This window comes from Achromobacter sp. GD03932 (genome assembly GCF_029839485.1).
In the GTDB taxonomy this organism is placed as follows: domain Bacteria; phylum Pseudomonadota; class Gammaproteobacteria; order Burkholderiales; family Burkholderiaceae_B; genus Achromobacter; species Achromobacter bronchisepticus_A.
This window is the reverse complement of record NZ_JAOCAT010000014.1, coordinates 119,441-138,876: the sequence shown is the minus strand read 5'-3', so window position 1 is coordinate 138,876 and position 19,436 is coordinate 119,441. Positions and strand designations below refer to the sequence as shown.

General features: G+C 66.5%; 17 protein-coding genes. 11 read left to right on the top strand and 6 right to left on the bottom strand.

The genetic code is table 11. The features are described from left to right. Positions 1-11: 11 nt before the first annotated feature. Genes N5C88_RS15225 through prpB form a run of 3 tightly spaced genes read right to left on the bottom strand, consistent with a single transcriptional unit; the run spans position 12 to position 2,365 of the window. The gene (locus tag N5C88_RS15225) at positions 12-407 is read right to left on the bottom strand and encodes a 5-carboxymethyl-2-hydroxymuconate isomerase (protein ID WP_280015656.1); all 396 of its coding nucleotides are present in this window, start codon (positions 405-407) and stop codon (positions 12-14) included. Positions 408-460: 53 nt separating this feature from the next. After that, a complete protein-coding gene (locus N5C88_RS15220) occupies positions 461-1,435 on the bottom strand; it encodes a tripartite tricarboxylate transporter substrate binding protein (RefSeq protein WP_280015655.1) in 975 nt (324 codons plus the stop codon). 36 nt (positions 1,436-1,471) lie between these two features. Continuing rightward, complete coding sequence (prpB, locus tag N5C88_RS15215) at positions 1,472-2,365, bottom strand: methylisocitrate lyase (protein WP_280015672.1); 894 nt, start codon at positions 2,363-2,365, stop codon at positions 1,472-1,474. Between the two features lie 153 nt (positions 2,366-2,518). Between prpB and N5C88_RS15210 the strand changes: the two genes are divergently transcribed. The 4 genes from N5C88_RS15210 to prpF all read left to right on the top strand — a co-directional run bounded on the left by N5C88_RS15210 (position 2,519) and on the right by prpF (position 7,983). Next, positions 2,519-3,301 carry an IclR family transcriptional regulator gene (locus N5C88_RS15210; protein ID WP_280015654.1) on the top strand — a complete coding sequence of 261 codons (783 nt, stop codon included), beginning with the start codon at positions 2,519-2,521 and terminating at the stop codon, positions 3,299-3,301. 118 nt (positions 3,302-3,419) lie between these two features. Then, positions 3,420-4,130: a GntR family transcriptional regulator gene (locus tag N5C88_RS15205; RefSeq protein WP_118931575.1), complete on the top strand. Its 711-nt coding sequence runs from the start codon at positions 3,420-3,422 to the stop codon at positions 4,128-4,130. Next, complete coding sequence (gene acnD, locus N5C88_RS15200) at positions 4,127-6,736, top strand: Fe/S-dependent 2-methylisocitrate dehydratase AcnD (protein ID WP_280015653.1); 2,610 nt, start codon at positions 4,127-4,129, stop codon at positions 6,734-6,736. Before N5C88_RS15205 ends, acnD begins: the two co-directional genes overlap by 4 nt. A 62-nt stretch (positions 6,737-6,798) precedes the next feature. Further along, complete coding sequence (gene prpF, locus N5C88_RS15195; protein ID WP_280015652.1) at positions 6,799-7,983, top strand: 2-methylaconitate cis-trans isomerase PrpF; 1,185 nt, start codon at positions 6,799-6,801, stop codon at positions 7,981-7,983. A 69-nt stretch (positions 7,984-8,052) separates the two neighbouring features. Here prpF and N5C88_RS15190 read toward each other — a convergent pair whose 3' ends face one another. Continuing rightward, entirely contained in the window at positions 8,053-8,724 is a 672-nt protein-coding gene (locus N5C88_RS15190) for an ankyrin repeat domain-containing protein (protein ID WP_280015651.1), read from the bottom strand. Between the two features lie 129 nt (positions 8,725-8,853). On the opposite strand from N5C88_RS15190, the gene N5C88_RS15185 reads away from it, so the two are divergent. Next, positions 8,854-9,726 carry a LysR family transcriptional regulator gene (locus tag N5C88_RS15185; RefSeq protein WP_059371229.1) on the top strand — a complete coding sequence of 291 codons (873 nt, stop codon included), beginning with the start codon at positions 8,854-8,856 and terminating at the stop codon, positions 9,724-9,726. Here the strand turns inward: N5C88_RS15185 and N5C88_RS15180 are convergent. Continuing rightward, positions 9,710-10,912: an amidohydrolase family protein gene (locus tag N5C88_RS15180; protein WP_280015650.1), complete on the bottom strand. Its 1,203-nt coding sequence runs from the start codon at positions 10,910-10,912 to the stop codon at positions 9,710-9,712. The genes N5C88_RS15185 and N5C88_RS15180 overlap by 17 nt on opposite strands. 612 nt (positions 10,913-11,524) lie before the next feature. On the opposite strand from N5C88_RS15180, the gene N5C88_RS15175 reads away from it, so the two are divergent. Further along, positions 11,525-13,216 (top strand): sodium:solute symporter family protein, encoded by a 1,692-nt coding sequence (locus tag N5C88_RS15175; RefSeq protein WP_280015649.1) that lies wholly within the window; start codon positions 11,525-11,527, stop codon positions 13,214-13,216. Between the two features lie 28 nt (positions 13,217-13,244). Next, complete coding sequence (locus N5C88_RS15170; RefSeq protein WP_217278763.1) at positions 13,245-13,367, top strand: putative transporter small subunit; 123 nt, start codon at positions 13,245-13,247, stop codon at positions 13,365-13,367. Positions 13,368-13,393: 26 nt separating this feature from the next. Here the strand turns inward: N5C88_RS15170 and N5C88_RS15165 are convergent, their stop codons facing one another. After that, positions 13,394-14,536: a glycosyltransferase gene (locus N5C88_RS15165; protein WP_280015648.1), complete on the bottom strand. Its 1,143-nt coding sequence runs from the start codon at positions 14,534-14,536 to the stop codon at positions 13,394-13,396. 286 nt (positions 14,537-14,822) lie between these two features. Here N5C88_RS15165 and N5C88_RS15160 point away from each other — a divergent pair, with 286 nt between their 5' ends. The 4 genes from N5C88_RS15160 (at position 14,823) to N5C88_RS15145 (ending at position 19,291) form a co-directional block, all read left to right on the top strand. After that, the gene (locus N5C88_RS15160; protein ID WP_118931568.1) at positions 14,823-15,497 is read left to right on the top strand and encodes a heavy metal response regulator transcription factor; all 675 of its coding nucleotides are present in this window, start codon (positions 14,823-14,825) and stop codon (positions 15,495-15,497) included. Then, positions 15,494-16,876 carry a heavy metal sensor histidine kinase gene (locus tag N5C88_RS15155; RefSeq protein WP_118931567.1) on the top strand — a complete coding sequence of 461 codons (1,383 nt, stop codon included), beginning with the start codon at positions 15,494-15,496 and terminating at the stop codon, positions 16,874-16,876. Before N5C88_RS15160 ends, N5C88_RS15155 begins: the two co-directional genes overlap by 4 nt. A 78-nt stretch (positions 16,877-16,954) precedes the next feature. Beyond that, positions 16,955-17,446 carry a cupredoxin family protein gene (locus N5C88_RS15150; protein WP_059371223.1) on the top strand — a complete coding sequence of 164 codons (492 nt, stop codon included), beginning with the start codon at positions 16,955-16,957 and terminating at the stop codon, positions 17,444-17,446. A 42-nt stretch (positions 17,447-17,488) separates the two neighbouring features. After that, complete coding sequence (locus N5C88_RS15145) at positions 17,489-19,291, top strand: copper resistance system multicopper oxidase (RefSeq protein ID WP_118931566.1); 1,803 nt, start codon at positions 17,489-17,491, stop codon at positions 19,289-19,291. Positions 19,292-19,436 lie beyond the last annotated feature (145 nt).

Here is a 19,436-nt window from a genome sequence, read left to right as displayed (position 1 = left end):
GGAACAGACCGTCACGCGGCGGCGCGGCGTTTCAGGTAGTCGTGCAGGTTGTTGGCCTTGTAGTTCAGCAGCTCGTCCATTTCCTGCACTTCGAAGGCAATGGCCAGCGGGCCGGCGGCGCTCAGGCGCGCCAGCGCCGCGGTGATGCGGGCAAAGATGCCGTCGGCCGCCTTCTTGCGGGTGGCTTCGTCGCGCCCCGCTCCCACGCGCAGCACCACGTGCACGAAGGCGTTCTCGGGGTCGTCGTCAGCCACTAGATAGTCGTTGATGGCGGCGGCGCGGATGCGCACGCCCGCCAGCGGAAAGATGCCCGCTTCCACGATCGCGTCGCGCAGGGTCTGCTTCAAGGCCTGCACTTCGGGTTCCTGCTGAATGTTCGCGCTGTATTCGATCCATGCGTGCGGCACGGTGGTCTCCTTGATTCGTAGGTTGAATGTGCTTGCGCCTGAGCCCCGGCGCCTCATTGCGGTTCTATGCCCGCCTGTTTGATCACGCCCGCCCAGCGCGCCGACTCGGACTGCATGTAGTCGGCGAACTCGGCAGCGCCGCTTTGCGCGGGTTCGACCCCGGCGGTCTGGAACTGGGCTTGCAGTTCCGGCGACTGCATCGCCGCCGCGATCTTGGCGTTCAGCATCGCGACGATGTGCGCCGGCGTCCCCTTGGGCGCGACCAGGCCGTACCAGCCCTCGGCGTCGAACCCCGGGTATCCCTGTTCGGCCACGGTGGGCACGTCCGGCAACAACGCGTAGCGATGCGCGCTGGTGACCGCCAGCACCTTGAGCTTGCCGCTCTTGATCTGGGGCATGACGGAGACGGGACTGGCCACCATCAGCTCCACACGGCCGCCCAGCACGTCGGTGATCGCTTCGCCCGAGCCCTTGTAGGGCACGTTGCCGATGTCGACGCCGGCCGTGGACTTGAACAGCTCGCCCGCCAGGAAGGCGGCGCTGGCGCCGGTGGCGTAGTTCAGCTTGCCGGGCTCGGCCTTGGCCTGCGCGACCAGCTCGGCGAGCGAACCGGCCTTGAGCGCAGGATTGGCCACGATCAGGTAAGGCTGCTTGGACACCAGCGAGATCGCCTCGAAGTCGCCCGGCCGGTACTTGACGTACTTGTACAGGCCGGGATTGATGGCGACCGTGGCCTCGATGGCCAGCAGCAGCGTGTAGCCGTCTGGCGCGGCCTGCAGCGCGGACATGGTGCCGATGGTGCCGTTCGCGCCCGGCTTGTTGTCGACGAACACGGTCTTGCCCAGCGAACCCGTCAACTCCTTGGCCAGCACCCGCGACACGACGTCGGTACCCCCGCCCGTGGCGAACGGGACCACCAGCCGGATCGGGCCGGCGGGATAGGCGGGCTCGGCGGCAACCGCTGGCGCGCCGACCGCCGCCCCCAGCAGCGCGGCCAGGCCGAACCGCCTGAGCATTGCTGTGATCATTTTCTGTCTCCTCCAGGGACGGGTCGGACGCCCGTCTTATTTTGCTTTCGAGAACAGCGCGTCGATGCGCGCTTCGTAGGAGTGGTAGTCCAGGAACTTGTAGAGGTCTTCGCGCGTCTGCATGATGCCCAACGTGTCTTTCTGCGTGCCCTCATGGCGGATCGCTTCATAGACCTTCAAGGCAGCGGCGTTCATCGCGCGCGCCGCGGACAGCGGATACAGGGCGGCCGATACGCCCACGTCCGCCAATTGATCCGTCGTGAAGTTCGGCGTCTTGGAGAATTCGGTGATGTTGGCCAACACCGAATGCGGGCGGTTCAGGCGGGTGACGAAAGCCCGGTACTCGTCCAGCGTGGTGCAGGCTTCGGCGAAGATCATGTCGGCCCCGGCCTCCATGTAGGCTTCGGCGCGGTCCAGGGCCCGGTCCAACCCTTCGATCGCCAGCGCGTCGGTGCGCGCGATGATGAAGAACGACGGATCGGTCCGCGCATCCACCGCCGCCTTGATCCGATCCAGCATTTCCTCCTTGCTGACGATCTCCTTGCCCGGACGGTGGCCGCAGCGCTTGAGCTGCACCTGATCTTCCATGTGCAGCGCCGCCGCGCCGTCCTTGATCAGCCCTTTCATCATCCGCGCAATCGTGAAGGCGCCGCCAAAGCCCGTATCCACGTCCACCAGCACGGGCAGGTCGCAGGCGTCGGTCACGCGACGCAGATCGCCCAGCACATCGTTCAAGGTGGTGATGCCCAGGTCCGGCAGCCCGTGCGAGTAATTGGCAACCCCGGCGCCGGCCAGGTACAGCGCCCGATACCCCAACGTCTTGGCCATCATCGCGGTGTAGGGATTGATCGCGCCGACGATCTGCAGCGGAGATTCTTCTTGCAAGGCGGCACGGAAACGGGCGCCGGGGGTAGTGGGGGTGCTGTGCATATTGCTCATTGCCTTTTCCAAATAAAGTCCATATTATGGAGTTAATTAAAGCGGGTAAATCAATGAAATCACAGACTATTCCCGTAAAAAAGCAGTGTCAATAAAAAATTAAGCCGATAAATACCTATTTATATTCCACTATATGGAGAACCTATGATTGGCGCGCAAAGCCTGGAAAGAGCGGTCCTGATACTTCGCATCGTCAGCCACCACAATCGGGCCGGCGCCAGGCTGACGGACATCACCACAGCCACCGCCCTGGCCCAGCCCACGGTGCACCGGATACTCGCCGGACTGATGCACGAAGGCCTGGTCGCGCAGGACCGGGAGAGCAAGCGCTACTTCCTGGGGCAGGTCATCGCCGAGTTCGGCCTGACCGCCGCGGCGCGCTACGACACCAGCGATCTGTTCCGGGCGTCCGTCAGCCGCCTGGCAGCCGAAAGCGAGGACACCGTGTTCGCCTCGCGGCGCAGCGGCCTGGACATGGTCTGCGTGGACCGGCGCTCAGGCACCCACCCGTCCCAGGCCTTCGTGCTGGACGTCGGCGTGCGCCGCCCGCTGGGCGTGGGCGGCAGCAGTCTGGCGCTGTTGTCGGCGCTGCCGCCCGCTGAAGCGCGCGAGATCCTCGACGCCAATGCCAGGACCATCGCGCTGTTCGAGCAGGCGCCAGACGAACGCTATTACGAAGAACTGGCGCAATTCGCCCGGCAGGGCTACGCCCAGCGCGATATCCACGGCATTGACGTGCGCACGGTGGCCGTGCCCATCCTGGACGGCGACGGCACGCCCTTCGCCGCGTTCAGCCTGTCGACCTTCCATGCGCGCATGCCTCCCGAACGCATCCCCGCCATCGTCGCCATGCTCAGGCGCGAAGCCTCGTGGGTGCAGAAACGCCTGCAGGCCGAACAGGCGATGGCGCTTGAGGCCGCCGGCTGAAAAAGCCGCATCCGCGCTTGCGCCTGACGGCCAGCGCGGGTAAATTGTTGACAATCTTATGAAGCAACCGCTTCAACCCCCCTATTTTTTTATATTTTCAGGACAGATTGTCAACACAATGAGTAAGGTGCTGACCCTGCCTGGCGCCGTCCCCGCCGATAACGAGACGCTTGCGGAACACATCTTCCGCAAGATCCAGTCCGCCATCGTCAAGGGTGAAATCGCCCCCGGCAGCAAGATTTCCGAACCCGAGCTGGCCCGCATCCACGGCGTCAGCCGCGGCCCGCTGCGCGAAGCCCTGCACCGGCTCGAAGGCCAGAAGCTGCTGGTGCGCGTGCCCCATGCCGGCGCCCGCGTGGTGTCGCTGTCGCAGCAGGAACTGTCCGAACTCTACGAAATCCGCGAATCGCTGGAAGGCATGGCCTGCCGCCTGGCCGCCGAACGCATGCCGCCCTCGGAAATCGCCGAGCTGCGCGCCGTGCTGGAAGCGCACGAACGCGATGAAGCCTTCCAGGCCGGGCTGGGCTACTACCAGCAGGAAGGCGACTACGATTTCCACTACCGCATCGTCAAGGGCAGCGGCAACCAGATGCTGTTCCGCATGCTCTGCGACGAGCTCTACCAGCTGGCGCGGATGTACCGCATCCAGTATTCGACCACCCCCAACCGCCCCCGGCAGGCTTACGCCGAACATCACCGCATTCTGGACGCCATCGCCGACGGCGATGGCGAGTTGGCTGAAATCCTGATGCGCCGCCACATCCGCGCATCCCGTCTCAACATCGAACAGCAGATCGCGCAGGGCAACCTGCAGCGCACCGAGGCATGAACCAAAACTACCGCAAGCCCCTGCCCGGCACTCGCCTGGACTACTTCGACACCCGCGCCGCCGTCGAGGCGATTTCGCCCGGGGCCTACGACCGCCTGCCCTACACCTCGCGCGTACTGGCGGAAAACCTGGTGCGCCGCTGCGATCCGGCCATGCTGACGGACGCGCTCAAGCAGCTGATCGAGCGCCGCCGCGACCTGGATTTCCCGTGGTTTCCGGCGCGCGTGGTCTGTCATGACATTCTCGGCCAGACCGCGCTGGTGGACCTGGCCGGCCTGCGCGACGCCATCGCCGACAAGGGCGGCGACCCCGCCAAGGTCAATCCGGTGGTGCCGGTGCAGCTGATCGTCGACCACTCGCTGGCCGTGGAGTACGGCGGCGACGATCCCGACGCCTTCGCCAAGAACCGCGCCGTGGAAGACCGCCGCAACGAGGACCGCTTCCATTTCATCGACTGGACCAAGCAGGCCTTCCGCAACATCGAAGTCGTGCCTCCGGGCAACGGCATCATGCACCAGATCAACCTGGAGCGGATGTCGCCCGTCATCTATACGCAGGACGGCGTGGCCTTCCCCGACACGCTGGTCGGCACCGACAGCCACACGCCGCACGTGGACGCGCTGGGCGTGATCGCCATCGGCGTGGGCGGCCTGGAAGCCGAGAACGTCATGCTGGGCCGCGCCTCGTGGATGCGCCTGCCCGACATCATCGGCGTGGAGCTGACCGGCCGCGCCCAGCCCGGCATCACCGCCACCGACATCGTGCTGACCCTGACCGAATTCCTGCGCAAGGAGAAGGTCGTGGGCGCCTACCTGGAGTTCTACGGCGCAGGCGCCGCCAGCCTCACGCTGGGCGATCGCGCCACCATCTCGAACATGGCGCCCGAGTACGGCGCCACGGCCGCGATGTTCTCCATTGACCAGCAGACCATCGACTACCTGCGCCTGACCGGCCGCGAGGACGAACAGATCGCCCTGGTCGAGAACTACGCCAAGACCACGGGCCTGTGGTCCGACAGCCTGAAGCACGCCGAATACGAGCGCGTGCTGCGCTTCGACCTGTCCAGCGTGGTGCGCACCCTGGCCGGCCCGTCCAATCCGCACCGCCGCCTGCCGGTCAGCGACCTGGCCGAGCGCGGCATCTCCGGCGTGGTGGAAAACAATCCCGGCCAGATGCCCGACGGCGCCGTCATCATCGCCGCCATCACCAGCTGCACCAACACCAGCAATCCGCGCAACGTCATCGCCGCGGGCCTGTTGGCGCGCAACGCCAACCGCGCCGGCCTGACCCGCAAGCCCTGGGTCAAGAGCTCGCTGGCGCCCGGATCCAAGGCCGTCTCGCTGTACCTGGACGAAGCCGGCCTGACCCCGGAACTGGAACAGGTGGGCTTCGGCGTCGTCGCTTTCGCCTGTACCACTTGCAACGGCATGTCGGGCGCGCTGGATCCCGTCATCCAGCAGGAAATCATCGATCGCGACCTCTACGCCACCGCCGTGCTGTCCGGCAACCGCAACTTCGACGGCCGCATCCATCCCTATGCCAAGCAGGCCTTCCTGGCCTCGCCGCCGCTGGTCGTGGCCTATGCCATTGCCGGCACCATCCGCTTTGACATCGAGCGCGACGTGCTCGGCACGGACGCCGCCGGCCGCGAGATCCGCCTCAAGGACATCTGGCCCAGCGACGAAGAGATCGACGCCGTGGTCAAGTCGGCGGTCAAGCCCGAGCAGTTCCGCAAGGTCTACGCCCCCATGTTCGGCATCCAGGACGACCGCAAGGCCGCCGTCAGCCCGCTGTACGACTGGCGCGCACAGAGCACCTACATCCGCCGCCCGCCGTACTGGGAAGGCGCACTGGCCGGCGAACGCACGCTGCGCGGCATGCTGCCGCTGGCCGTGCTGGGCGACAACATCACCACCGACCACCTGTCGCCGTCCAACGCCATCCTGATGGACAGCGCCGCCGGCGAGTACCTGCACAAGATGGGCCTGCCCGAAGAGGACTTCAACTCCTATGCCACCCATCGCGGCGACCACCTCACCGCGCAGCGTGCCACCTTCGCCAATCCCAAGCTCTACAACGAAATGGTGAAGAACGAGGACGGCACGATGAAGCAGGGCTCGCTGGCCCGCGTGGAACCCGAAGGCAAGGTCATGCGCATGTGGGAAGCCATCGAAACCTACATGGACCGCAAGCAGCCGCTGATCATCGTGGCGGGCGCCGACTACGGCCAGGGCTCGTCGCGCGACTGGGCCGCCAAGGGCGTGCGCCTGGCCGGCGTGGAAGCCATCGTGGCCGAGGGCTTCGAGCGCATCCACCGCACCAACCTGATCGGCATGGGCGTGCTGCCCCTGGAATTCAAAGCGGGCGTGAACCGCAAGACGCTGGGGCTGGACGGCACCGAAAGCTATGACGTCATCGGCGAGCGCAAGCCGCGCGCCGACCTGACGCTGGTGATCCACCGCCGCAACGGCGAAACCGTCGAAGTCCCCGTGACCTGCCGCCTGGACACCGCGGAAGAGGTCTCGATCTACGAAGCCGGCGGCGTGCTGCAGCGCTTCGCCCAGGACTTCCTGGAAGCTTCCGGCGCCGACAAAAAGGCCGGCTGATCCGCCATCGGCCGGGCGGGCGCCGCGGCGCCCGCCCCAACACCCATCATCAGGACTGCCCCATGACCCATGCACCCCAGACCAAGATAGCCGCCACCTACATGCGCGGCGGCACCAGCAAAGGCGTGTTCTTCAAGCTCGATGACCTGCCCGAGTCCGCGCGCACGCCCGGCGCCGCGCGCGACGCGCTGCTCATGCGCGTGATCGGCAGCCCCGATCCCTACGGCAAGCAGATCGACGGCATGGGCGCGGCCACTTCCAGCACCAGCAAAACCGTCATCATCGGCAAGAGCACGCGCCCGGACCACGACGTGGACTACCTGTTCGGCCAGGTCTCCATCGACCAGCCCTTCGTGGACTGGAGCGGCAACTGCGGCAACCTGTCCGCGGCCGTCGGCCCGTTCGCCATCACCAACGGCCTGGTCGACTCCGCCCGCGTGCCGCAGGACGGCGTGGCCGTCGTGCGCATCTGGCAGGCCAACATCCAGAAGACCATCATCGCGCACGTGCCCATGACGGGCGGCGCGGTGCAGGAAACCGGCGACTTCGAACTGGACGGCGTGACCTTCCCGGCGGCTGAGCTGCGCCTGGAATTCATGGACCCGGCCGAGGAAGGCGACGGCGGCTCGATGTTCCCCACCGGCAAGCTGGTGGACGACCTGGAAGTGCCTGGCATCGGCACCTTCAAGGCCACCATGATCAATTCCGGCATCCCCACGATCTTCCTGGACGCCGAGGCCCTGGGCTACCGCGGCACCGAACTGCAGGACGACATCAACGGCGACGCCGCCGCGCTGGCGCGCTTCGAGACCATCCGCGCCCACGGCGCGCTGCGCATGGGCCTGATCAAGACGCTGGAAGAGGCCGCCAGCCGCCAGCACACGCCCAAGGTCGCCTTCGTGGCGGCGCCCAAGGAATACGTGTCCTCCAGCGGCAAGAAGATCGGCGCGGGCGACATCGACGTGCTGGTGCGCGCGCTCTCCATGGGCAAGCTGCACCACGCCATGATGGGCACCGCATCCGTCGCCATCGCCACTGCCGCGGCGGTGCCTGGCACGCTGGTCAACCTGGCGGCGGGCGGCGGCGAACGCGACAACGTCTGCTTTGGCCATCCGTCCGGCACCTTGCGCGTCGGCGCCGAGGCAAAGCTGGTCGACGGCGAATGGAAGGTCACCAAGGCCATCATGAGCCGCAGCGCCCGCGTGCTGATGGAAGGCCGCGTCCACGTGCCGCGCGAGGGCTTCTAAACCGGCCGGCGGTCGGCGGCATGAAAAACGGGGCTTGAGAGCCCCGTTTTTTTGCGCGGCGCCCGCGCCTCAGCCCTTCGCTCCCGCCGCTTCCAGCAGACGCACGACCTCGGTCTGTCCGCGCTCACGCGCATGGCGCAGCGGCGTAACCCCCTTGCCGTCAGCCAGGTTGACGTCGGCGCCGGCTTCGATCAGCCGCTTGACGATGGCCTGATGGCGCGCGCCGCCATCGCCCAGGATCACGGCTTCCAGCAGGCCGGTCCAACCCAGGTTGTTCACATGATCCGCGTCCACGCCGGCGCGCAGCAGCATGTCCACCACTTCGACGTGGCCGCGCTCGCAGGCGGGAATAAGCGCCGTGCCGCCGTAGCGATTGGTGCTTTTCAGGTCGGCGCCATGCGCCAGCGTCAGCGCCAGGATCTCGCGATAGCCACGGGCGCCAGCCAGCAGATAGGCGCTGTCGCGGATCGCGTTCTGCGCATTGACGTTGGCGCCGGCCTCGATCAGGACGCGCGCCGCTTCGACATGATTGCCTTGGGTCGCGCGCAGCAGCGGCGTATTGCCGTCCGCATCGCGCATATCCACGGCGGCGCCCTGCCCCAGCAGCTGCTTGACGCGGGCTGCGTCGCCATTGCCCGCGGCGGTCAACAGCGCGGTGTCCGGGTCCGCGGCCGCGGCCACGCCCCCCATGCCCAACAGGAATGCCGCCAGCCAAAGCCGGACCGCGCGAAAGATAGACATTGGTATTTCCTCCAGATCAACAGCCTGAGGCTCGGCGCATCGACTCGCGGCCTCGTGAGATTCCAAGTATGGCGGCCGGCCCAAGTATTATGAAATTAATTGGCTTGATAGATTCGAGTGGACATCCCAATGCTAGATCCGGTTCTGCTGCGCAGCTTTCTTACCGTCGTGGACACGGGCAACTTCACCCGCGCCAGCGAACACCTGCACCTGACGCAATCCACCGTCAGCCAGCACGTCATCCGGCTGGAAGAGAACCTGGGCTGCCGCCTGCTGGACCGCACGCAGCGCCATGTCCTGCCCACCGAGGAAGGCGAACGACTGCTGGGCTATGCCCGCAGCATCCTGCGGCTGGCTGAGGAAGCGCGCGAAAACGTGGCCGCTGCCCAGGCCAGCGCCGTGGTGCGCGTGGGCGCGCCCGAGGATTTCATGGGCGCCACGCTGATGCCTACCCTGGCCGCCGTGGAAGCGGCCTATCCGCGACTGCGCGTGGAAGTAGAAGGCGGCCTCAGCCATCAGCTGCTGCGGCGCTACCGCGATGGCGAGTTGGACCTGCTGCTGGTCAAGCAATGGGAAGTGGACGCCGATTGCGATGCGCACTGGCCCGAACCCCTGTGCTGGATCACCGCCCGAGGCGCACCGCCGCCCGCGCCCGACACCGCAGTGCCGCTGGTGGCCTTTCCGTCCGGCGCGCTGTACCGTCAGGAAATGACCGCCATGCTGGAAACCAGCGGCAAGCCCTGGCACGTGCGCTTCTCCAGCCCCAGCCTCCCCAGCCTGAGCGCCGCCGTCGCGGCGGGACTGGGGATCAGCCTGCTGCCCGCCGCCTGTGCCACCGCCGAACACCGGCTGCTCACGCCAGAAGAAGGATTTCCGGCGCCACGCGGCCTGCACTTGTCGCTGTATGCGCGCTCACGGCTCAGCGACGCGGGCCACGCGCTGCGCCGCGCGCTGACGGACTTTTGCACGCAGCGCGCCGCGCAGGTCACGCCGCCGGCGTGACGCTGGCGTAAGCTTGCGCCGCCTCGCCCACGGGCTCGCCCTTGCGGAACAGAAAGCGCTGCGCCGGCACCGCAGCAACCGCTGCCGCGCCGTTTGGCGCGGGCAACGCCACGAAGTTCGCCTCGTTGCCCGCCCGCAGGCCGTAGCCGTCCAGGCCCAGCACCGCCGCACCCGCATGCGACGCCATGTGCAAGGCCGTCAACAGGTCGTCGTCCGTGTAGAAGCCCGAGCGGTAGCCGATCAGCATCGCGCGCTGCAGCATGTCGCCATTGCCATAAGGCCACCAGCAATCCTGGATGTTGTCGTTGCCCGTGAATACCTGCACGCCCGCCGCGCGCAGCGCCAATACCGGCGGAAAAGCCCGGTCGCCCGGCGCGTTCGTCATGATGGCCACGCCGGCGTCGGCCAGCTTGCGCGCCACGTCATCCAGCGCCCCTTGGTCGACGTCGCCCAGCGCATAGGCGTGGCTGATGGCGACCCGGCCCGCCAGGCCCAGCGCCCGCGTCCGCGCGGCGATGCGGGCAATCTGCGCGACGCCCGGTACGCCCGGCTCGTGCAGGTGGATATCGATCTTCGCGCCCAGCCGCTCGGCAATGCCGAAAATGCAATCCAGCTGGCCTTCGGCATCGCCATCCAATGTCGACGGATCGATGCCGCCCACCACCTCGGCGCCTTCGCGCACAGCCGCCTCCAGCCATTGCGGCGTGCCTGGACAGGACATCACGCCGGCCTGTGGAAAGGCCACCAGTTCGATGTCGACGATGCCGCGCCATTTCTCGCGCGCCGTCATGACGGCATGCAGATTGGCCAGTTCGGTCGTAGCGTCCACGTCCACATGGCAGCGCATCGCCATCGTGCCGAATGCCGCGGCTTGCGCGATGAGAGCATCGGCGCGCCCTTCGATGGGCGGTGCGGCGGCCAGTTCCTGCTTCTCGATGGCCAGCCGTTCGCGCAGGCTGGTTGCGGGCCGGTGCGGCCGCCAGCGGTCGCCGACGAAACTCTTGTCCAGGTGGATATGGCCGTCGACAAAGCCCGGCAGCACCAGGTGTCCGCGCAGGTCGGTCACCTGCGCTGCGCCCGCGGCAGGCGGCTCGGCGCCCAGCGCCAAGATGCGGCCATCGCGCACGTGCATGAATAGGGGATTGCCGTCTGCTCCCACGGCGTTGAGGTATACGCGGTCAGTCATGTGTCGTCTCGGTCTTGCGCGGCCATGCCGTACGCATGGCCCGGGCTTGCGTACACCTTATCGGAGGACTCGCGCCGCGGCCAATTAAGTGTTGCGATACCCGTCAATGCGAATCGCGATACCCGCGCATGCACACCTGATGGACGCATGCTGGACTAGCGCGGGGTATGTCCCTATACTTTGCGCCTGTTGTAGTTCATTACGCATGCAGCCAGACGATGCACATCGCTGGAAGCATCCATCACACGGCCGCGCACAGCGGCCCGGCGTGTAACGCCGAAACACCCATACCCAGCCGTAAAGGCTGCGGAACAAAACTCCTGCTTACCAGGCAGGACCATCGCTCGCCGCATCGGGCAACGTAAAAAAGCAACCAGCGTTCTGCGCTATGCGGCAGTAAGACACCTATACGGTGTGCCTTATTGCTGTCCGTCCGAGGGCGTGTCCAATCACGTCCGCGCCGGGCAGGCATGCGATCGCGCCTACGGCCGCTCGCCTGGTGTTTCGGCTGCGTCACAGGGGTTTGCCGCCCATCGCATCCCGCGGAAACGGCCTTCATGCAGCCATGACTGTCCGTCATGAACACGCTGTCAAGGAGAAAGGACGAAGACGATGCAAGAAACAGAATTCTTTCAGCTATCCGCCACCACAGCCATCCTGTTGCTGGTGGGGTTCTATGGGGTGACCTTCCTCATGTCGCTGCTGATCAGCCAGAAGAACGAGAACGTAGACGGCTACATGGTGTCGAACAATGCGGTCGGCTTCGGCCTGTCCACCGCCAGCATGATCGCCACCTGGATCTGGGCCGCGTCGTTCTACGCCAGCGCCACCTCGGGCTACAAATACGGCCTGTCCGGCCCGCTGCATTATGGCTTCTGGGGCGCGCTGATGATTCTCTTCATCTATCCCTTCGGCAAGCGCTTCCGCAAGCTGGCGCCCAAGGCCCATACGCTGGCCGAGGTCATACACGCGCGCCACGGCACCTCCAGCCAGATGATCATGGCGGTGTCGAACATCGTCGGCAGCTGCATCAGCCTGATGGTGAACTTCACCGCGGCCGGCGCGCTGGTTTCGATCCTGAGTCCGCTCAGCTTCATCCAGGGCGTGCTCATCGCCGGCCTGGGCGTGCTGTCCTACACGCTGTGGTCGGGATTCCGCACCTCGGTGATGACGGACTTCGCGCAACTGGCCGCCATGATCATCGCGGCGGTCGTCATCATCCCGCTCATCTTCTTCAACGCGGGCGGACCCGACGTGCTGTCGGCCAACATGTGGCGGCTGAGCGCCGACCAGGCGGACTTCTATTCCACCCGCGCCATCCTGGAACAGGGCGCGCCCTACTTCGTGGCCGTGCTGGCCTACGCCATCGGCAACCAGACCATCGCGCAGCGCCTGTTCGCGGTACGCGAAGACTTGATCAAGCCCACCTTCCTGACGGCCACGGCGGGATATGGCGCCGTCGTGATCGGATTGGGCATGCTGGGTCTGTTGGCGCTCTTCGTCGGCCTGGAACCCGCCAACGGCGACATGAACAACATCATCCCGCAGATGGCGTCGACCTATCTGCCGCCCTTCGGCATCGCGCTGTTCTTCCTGCTGGTGGTGGGCTCGCTGTCTTCGACCGCCGACTCCGACCTGGCCGCGCTGTCGGCCATCGTCATGACCGATGTGTACGCCAAGAACCTGGCTGGCGGCCGCCCCGATCCGCGCCGCATGCTGTGGTGGGGCCGTATCACCATGATCGTCGCCACGATGGTGGGCGTGATCTTCGCCAGCCTGCGCCTGGATATCCTGGTCATGCTGGTGTTCGTCGGCGCGCTGTGGGGCGCCATCGTGTTCCCCGTCATCGCCAGCTTCTATAGGGACCGCGTCGACAACCGCGCCTTCGTCAGCGCCGTGCTCAGCGCCGTGTTCCTGTTCACCGTCGTGCGCTTTGAATTGCTGCCCATCACCGGCGCCGTCGCCGTGTTCTTCGAGATCTGCTCGGCCATCGGCGGCGGCGTGGTGCTGGGCCTCATGACCTTCGGGTTCTTCGGCCGCTCCGCGGCGCTCGCCGTGGGCGCCCTGGGCATGCTGGTCATGCTGCCCCTGTTCGTGGGCACTTTGCGCGAATACATCGTCCTGATGGGCTCGCTGACCGCCTACGGCGTCAGCGCCACGGTCTGCGCCGGCCTCAGCCTGCGCAACCAGCAACGCTTCGATTTCAGCCTGCTGGCCGACCGCGTGACTTCCTTCCAGGAAGCGCAGGACGCCCTGTCCGCCCCTGCCGTGCAACGCCCCGAAGTCCAGCCAGCCCAAGGCTGAGCATCCATCCCGCAACAAGGAGACCGATATGTGGTTGACGTTCTATTTTCTGGTGTGGCCGGCCATTTCCGCCCTCATCCTGGCGCTGCTGTGCGTGACGCTATGGCAGGACATCCGCGCGGCCAGGCGTAGCGGCAAAGCGATGGTCTGAGGCCGTGAGCCGGGGTCCGTTGCCATTCACGCCAGCCGCAACGGACGCTGGGCCTGCGCCCGCGCCTCGAGGTAGACCGCGTGCGTGTCCGCCACGAAGCGCGACAGGGCGAAGTCCCGCAGGGCTTTCTCCCGCGCCGCGCGCCCCATGGGACCCAATAGCTGCGGTTGCGCCAGGATCTCGCGCAGCACGCCCGCCACGGCCTCGGGCGCGCGCGCCGGAACCACCCAGCCGTCCAGCCCCGCATGCACGTTCTCGGCCAGCCCGCCGGCATTGCTGACGATGACCGGCACGCCCATGGCCATCATCTCCCGGCACGCGAACGAGATGGTCTCCATCTCCGAGGACAGCACAAAGCCCGCGTCCAGCGCGGCCACGAAGGACCGCACGTCATCCAGCAGGCCTGTGAAGATCACTTGATCCTCCATGCCCAGTTCGCGCACCCGCCGGCGCTGATGTTCACCGGGCGGCTCGCCAGCGATCATGACGACGATGCGCGCGCGCAACTGGGCAGGCAGCAAGGACACCGCCTCGACCATGTCCGGCCAACGCTTGTAGTCCGCGGTGCCTGCATTGCTGCCGACCACCAGGCGGCCAACATGCGCGGCCGGCAGCCAACGGCGGCGGGCTTCATCCACCGCTTGCGGCGAGGGCGGCCTGAACCGCTCCACGTCCACGCCGTTGCGCACGGTGCGCAGGCCGCAGCGCCCGAATGCGCTGCCCGCCAGCTTGCGGCGCGTGTGCTCGCACACGCAGATGACGCGGTCCGTCGCCAGCCGGGCGCGCAGCATCGTGCCCAAGCTGCTGGCGGTACGGTCGTTGTGCTGCGTGTACACCACCGCGGGGCTGTCCGCTCCCAGACCCAAGCCCGCCAGCATGCACACGCGGTGGTCGGCAGAGCCGTTGACGTGCGCGATGTCGAAACGCTCCTGCACCAGCAGTCGCCGCAGGCGGCGCGCATTGGGCAGGGCGGCCAGCAGGCCGCCGCGGAAATCCAGCGCTTCGGCCCGCACGCCTGGCATCGCCAAGGCCGCGTTGAACAACCGGCTGCCTGGCGGCGCCGCCACGACGATATCGTGCGCGCCGCGCAGCGCGCGGGCCAGCGACAGCACATACGTGGTGTGCCCGCCGCCGTCGCCGCGATGGAAATTGGTGTACAGGATCTTCATCGCGGAACGCCTGTTCAGATCCTGGACGGACCAGCCCCGCCGGCAGGCATCCGCGCATATCGCCATGCACATTTTGGCGCGCAGGATGCATAATGCGCGGCAACGGCAATTTCATCGTTGGCCGTTGCCAAGCTCTTCGAGAAAGATTTTCGAGCACTCACGGATCGTTCCTTGCATTTCAGCGCCGCCAAGCAGGAACTTGGCTGACCCGCTGAACTCTACGCAGTCGGCAATTACAGAAGCCGGACCGACTCATTACATTTATGCAAGGAAAGCGAGGCGCCCCATGCGTATCCTCTTGATCGAAGATGAAAGAAAGCTGGCGGACTACGTCCGCAAAGGATTGACCGAGCACAACTACGTGGTCGACATCGCCCGCGACGGCGTCGACGGACGGCATGCCGCCATCGAAGGCGACTACGACGTGGTGGTGCTGGACGTGATGCTGCCGGGCGTCGACGGTTTCGGCGTGCTGGCGGACCTGCGCAAGCACAAGGAAACGCCGGTCCTGATGCTGACCGCGCGCGACAAGGTGGAAGACCGCGTGCGCGGCCTGGAGGGCGGTGCGGACGACTACCTCGTCAAGCCCTTCGCCTTTTCCGAGCTGCTGGCGCGGATCCAGGCCCTGTTGCGCCGCGGCCGCGGGCAGGAATCGACGCTGCTCAGGCTTGCCGACCTGGAGATGGACCTGGCGCGACGCAAGGCGCAAAGAGGCGGCATGCGCCTGGACCTGACCGCCAAGGAATTCACGCTGCTGACGCTGATGCTGCGCCGCCATGGCCAGGTGCTGTCCCGTACCGTGCTGGCCGAACAGGTATGGGACATGAACTTCGACAGCGACACCAACGTCATTGAAGTCGCCGTGCGGCGCCTGCGGGCAAAGATCGACGATCCGTTCGAGACCAAGCTGCTGCATACCGTGCGCGGCATGGGCTACGTGCTGGAGCTGCGTGAAAAATGAAGCTGCCGCGCATCGCGTCCATGGAAATCCGGCTCACGCTGCTGCTCGGCGTCATTGCGCTGGTGGTGTCCAGCGTCGCCGGCTACACCTTGTTCTGGGCCTTGAAGCGCGAGGTGCAGCGCCAGGAGATCACCGAGGTGGCGGGCAAGCTGGAGCTCATCAACCACCTCATCGGCATGCAGGCCACGCTGGCGCAGATGCAGGATCTGCGCGGCGCCCTGGACAACATCATGGTCGGTCACGGCAACCTCAAGACCTGGATCACGCTCGCCGACGGCAGCGTGTTCTACGGCGACGCGCCGCCCGTGGACGTACGCCCCCTATCCGGCCGCGAGATCAGGCTGCACTCCCAGGACGGCTGGAACATGCGCGGACTGCGCGTGCCGCTGGAAGGCACGCTGCTGCCTGGCGCCGAGCTCACCGTGGCCGTGAACCTGCGTCCCGGCACGCAGTTCCTGTATGCCTTTGCCACCGCGCTGGTCCTGATCTGCGCCATCTGGGTCGGCGCCACGCTGGTGCTGTCGGCGTGGGCCGTGCGGCGCTCGCTGTCGCCCATCCGCCGCCTGTCGCAGCAGGCCGCCCGGATCCAGCCGGACAATCTTGCCGTGCGCCTGCCGGAACAGGGCATAGACCGCGAGCTGCGCGAATTTACCCATACCTTCAACGGCATGCTGGGCCGGGTGCAAACGGCCTACCAGCAGATGGAAGGCTTCAACGCCGACGTGGCGCACGAACTGCGCACGCCCCTGGCCACGCTGATCAGCGGCGCCGAGGTCATCCTGTCGTCCCCGCGTTCCGAGCAGGAGCTGCGCGAGGTGCTGGAATCCAACCTGGAGGAACTGGAAGGGCTGAAGGCGCTGGTCAACGACATGCTGTTCCTGGCCCGCGCCGACGGCGGCGAACCGGCGGGGGACCTGCAGGAAGTGGACGTGCGCCGGGAGGTCGCCCGCGTGGCCGAATACTACGAGGCCGCGCTGGACGAAGCCGGCGTTTCCCTGACCGCGCACGGCGCCGCCACCCTGATGGCCAACCCGCGGTTGTTGCGGCGCGCCATCGCCAACCTGCTCAGCAACGCCATCCGCGCCACGCCCCACGGACGCGGCATCGACCTCTATTGCATCACCCGGCAGGACGAGATCGAAATCAGGGTCAGGAACCCCGGCGCGCCGATCGCAGCGGAGGCGCTGCCGCGCATCTTCGACCGTTTCTACCGGGGCGACGACGCCCGCAGCCGGCGCGCCGACGGACACGGCCTGGGCCTGGCCATCGTCCGCGCCATTGCCCGCATGCACGGCGGCAACGCGTTCGCCCGTTGCGGCGGCCAGGGCACCGAGGTCGGCTTCACGCTGTCCCGGACGCCGAACATTACAGGAAAGTAATCCTCCCGACAGGTTGCGGTGTGGAGCGCGTCACTAAAGTGGCGCCTCCTACCCCCAATTCGAGTCTAGAGGATACGCATGAAGAAACTGGTGAAACTCGCGCAGGGCGCCGTCGCCGCGGGCGCCCTTTTGCTTTCCTTCGGCGCCATGGCTGCCCCCGGCCACGGCGCGGGCCACGGCGGCGGCCATGAAGCCGCAGCCCCCATCGGCAAGCCCGGCAACCCCGCCAAGGTCTCGCGCACGATCGTGGTCGACATGACGGATGCGATGCGCTTCACGCCGGACAAGATCGACGTCAAGGCAGGCGAGACCATCCGTTTCAAGGTCAGCAATTCCGGCAAGATCCGCCACGAAATGGTGCTGGGCACCACGGCGGACCTGAACAGCCACTACCAGATGATGCTCAAGGATCCGGGCATGCGCCACGAGGAACCGAACTCCGTGTCGCTGGAAGCGGGCAAGGCCGGCGACATCGTCTGGACCTTCGACAAGGCGGGCACCGTCGCCTTCGCCTGCCTCGAACCCGGACACTATCCCGCCGGCATGAAGGGCGCGGTTTCCGTCAAGTAATCCACAGCCGGGATGCCGGTCCGGCTACCGGGGAGATAGAGCATGAGTAGAGCAGTTTCGAATCCGCGCCGCCGGTTTGTGCAGGGCCTGGCCACGGGCGGCGCGCTGGCCGGCATGGGTCTGTGGAGTCCGTCCTCATGGGCGCAGTCCGGCGCCGCCCGGCAGAGCGTGCTGTCGGGCACCGAGTTCAACCTGGAGATCGGCGAGAGCCCCGCCAATTTCACTGGCGCTCCCCGCATCGCAACCACGGTCAACGGCATGCTGCCCGCGCCCACGCTGCGCTGGCGCGAAGGCGACCGCGTCACGCTGCGCGTCACCAACCGCCTGCGCGAAGATACCTCGATCCACTGGCACGGCATCATCCTGCCCACCGGCATGGACGGCGTGCCCGGCCTGAGCTTTCCCGGCATCGCGCCAGGCGAAACCTTCACCTACCAGTTCGACGTGGGCCAGAGCGGCACGTACTGGTATCACAGCCATTCCGGCTTCCAGGAGCAGACGGGACTGTACGGCGCCATCGTCATCGATCCCAAGCGCCCGGACCCGGTACGCGCGGACCGCGATTACGTCGTCCTGCTGTCCGACTGGACCGACGAGGACCCCATGAGCGTGTTCCGCAAGCTCAAGGTGATGCCCGACTACTACAACTACATCCAGCCCACGGTCGGCAGCCTGATGGACGACGCCGAGAAATCCGGCTGGAAGAACGCGCTGAACGAACGGCTCATGTGGCAGAAGATGCGCATGAACCAGACCGACCTGGCCGACGTCTCGGGTGCGACCTACACCTTCCTCACCAACGGCAAGTCGCCAGCCGGCAACTGGACCGGCCTGTTCCGTCCGGGCGAACGGATCCGCCTGCGCTTCATCAACGGGTCTGCCATGACCTACTTCGACGTGCGCATCCCCGGCCTGAAGATGACGGTGGTGGCCGCCGACGGCCTGGCCGTGCGCCCGGTGGAAGTGGAAGAATTCCGCATCGCGGTGGCCGAGACCTATGACGTCATCGTCGAACCTCAAGACGAGCGCGCCTACACGATCTTCTCGCAGGCCATGGACCGCTCCGGCTATGCCCGCGGCACGCTGGCGCCGCGCGAAGGCATGCAGGCCGAGATCCCGGCGCTGGATCCGGTGCAGGTGCTGACCATGATGGACATGGGCATGGCGCACGACATGCCCGGCATGGACATGGGCGGCTCGCAGGCCGGCGGCATGGACCACGGCGCACAGGGCGCGATGAACCATGGCGCCCAGGGCGGCATGAATCATGGCTCCATGGCAGGCATGGACCATGGCGCGGGCGGCAACGAAGGCGGCATGGTCGAGGTCAAGCACCCCTACCCCGCCGAATACAGTCCCGCCAACTCCATGGTGCCCGACATCGTTTCGACCCGGCTGGACGATCCCGGCGTGGGCCTGCGCAACAACGGCCGCCGCGTGCTGACCTATGCGGACCTGCACTCCATGGTCGAACCCGCCGACAACCGCCCGCCGACCCGCGAGATCGAGCTGCACCTGACCGGCAACATGGACCGCTACATGTGGTCGTTCAACGGACTGAAGTTCACCGAAGCCAAGCCCATCGTGCTCAAGTACGGCGAGCGCGTGCGCTTCGTGCTGGTCAACGACACCATGATGACGCACCCCATCCACCTGCATGGCTTGTGGAGCGACCTCGAATCCGCCGATGGCAATTTCCAGGTGCGCAAGCACACGATCAGCCTGAACCCGGCGCAGCGCCTCAGTTACCGCGTCAGCGCGGACGCGCGCGGCAACTGGGCCTATCACTGCCACTTGCTGTTCCACATGGAGGCCGGCATGTTCCGCGCGGTCGTCGTGGAATAGGAGGAATAATGAGAACAACGACTTCCAGAAAGCACTGGCCCGGGCTCGTCGCGGGCGCCGCCCTTCTTTCCGCCGCATCCGGACTGGCCGTGGCGCAGACGCCGGCGGGAACCATGAGCGGCATGGACCATGGTTCGATGCAAGG

Coding starts and splice junctions, on each gene's coding strand:
- N5C88_RS15180 (WP_280015650.1), bottom strand. CDS start 10,912: ATGACTGACCGCGTATACCTCAACGCCGTGGGAGCAGACGGCAATCCC.
- prpF (WP_280015652.1), top strand. CDS start 6,799: ATGACCCATGCACCCCAGACCAAGATAGCCGCCACCTACATGCGCGGC.
- N5C88_RS15185 (WP_059371229.1), top strand. CDS start 8,854: ATGCTAGATCCGGTTCTGCTGCGCAGCTTTCTTACCGTCGTGGACACG.
- N5C88_RS15210 (WP_280015654.1), top strand. CDS start 2,519: ATGATTGGCGCGCAAAGCCTGGAAAGAGCGGTCCTGATACTTCGCATC.
- prpB (WP_280015672.1), bottom strand. CDS start 2,365: ATGCACAGCACCCCCACTACCCCCGGCGCCCGTTTCCGTGCCGCCTTG.
- N5C88_RS15160 (WP_118931568.1), top strand. CDS start 14,823: ATGCGTATCCTCTTGATCGAAGATGAAAGAAAGCTGGCGGACTACGTC.
- N5C88_RS15205 (WP_118931575.1), top strand. CDS start 3,420: ATGAGTAAGGTGCTGACCCTGCCTGGCGCCGTCCCCGCCGATAACGAG.
- acnD (WP_280015653.1), top strand. CDS start 4,127: ATGAACCAAAACTACCGCAAGCCCCTGCCCGGCACTCGCCTGGACTAC.
- N5C88_RS15175 (WP_280015649.1), top strand. CDS start 11,525: ATGCAAGAAACAGAATTCTTTCAGCTATCCGCCACCACAGCCATCCTG.
- N5C88_RS15165 (WP_280015648.1), bottom strand. CDS start 14,536: ATGAAGATCCTGTACACCAATTTCCATCGCGGCGACGGCGGCGGGCAC.
- N5C88_RS15150 (WP_059371223.1), top strand. CDS start 16,955: ATGAAGAAACTGGTGAAACTCGCGCAGGGCGCCGTCGCCGCGGGCGCC.
- N5C88_RS15155 (WP_118931567.1), top strand. CDS start 15,494: ATGAAGCTGCCGCGCATCGCGTCCATGGAAATCCGGCTCACGCTGCTG.
- N5C88_RS15170 (WP_217278763.1), top strand. CDS start 13,245: ATGTGGTTGACGTTCTATTTTCTGGTGTGGCCGGCCATTTCCGCCCTC.
- N5C88_RS15145 (WP_118931566.1), top strand. CDS start 17,489: ATGAGTAGAGCAGTTTCGAATCCGCGCCGCCGGTTTGTGCAGGGCCTG.
- N5C88_RS15220 (WP_280015655.1), bottom strand. CDS start 1,435: ATGATCACAGCAATGCTCAGGCGGTTCGGCCTGGCCGCGCTGCTGGGG.
- N5C88_RS15190 (WP_280015651.1), bottom strand. CDS start 8,724: ATGTCTATCTTTCGCGCGGTCCGGCTTTGGCTGGCGGCATTCCTGTTG.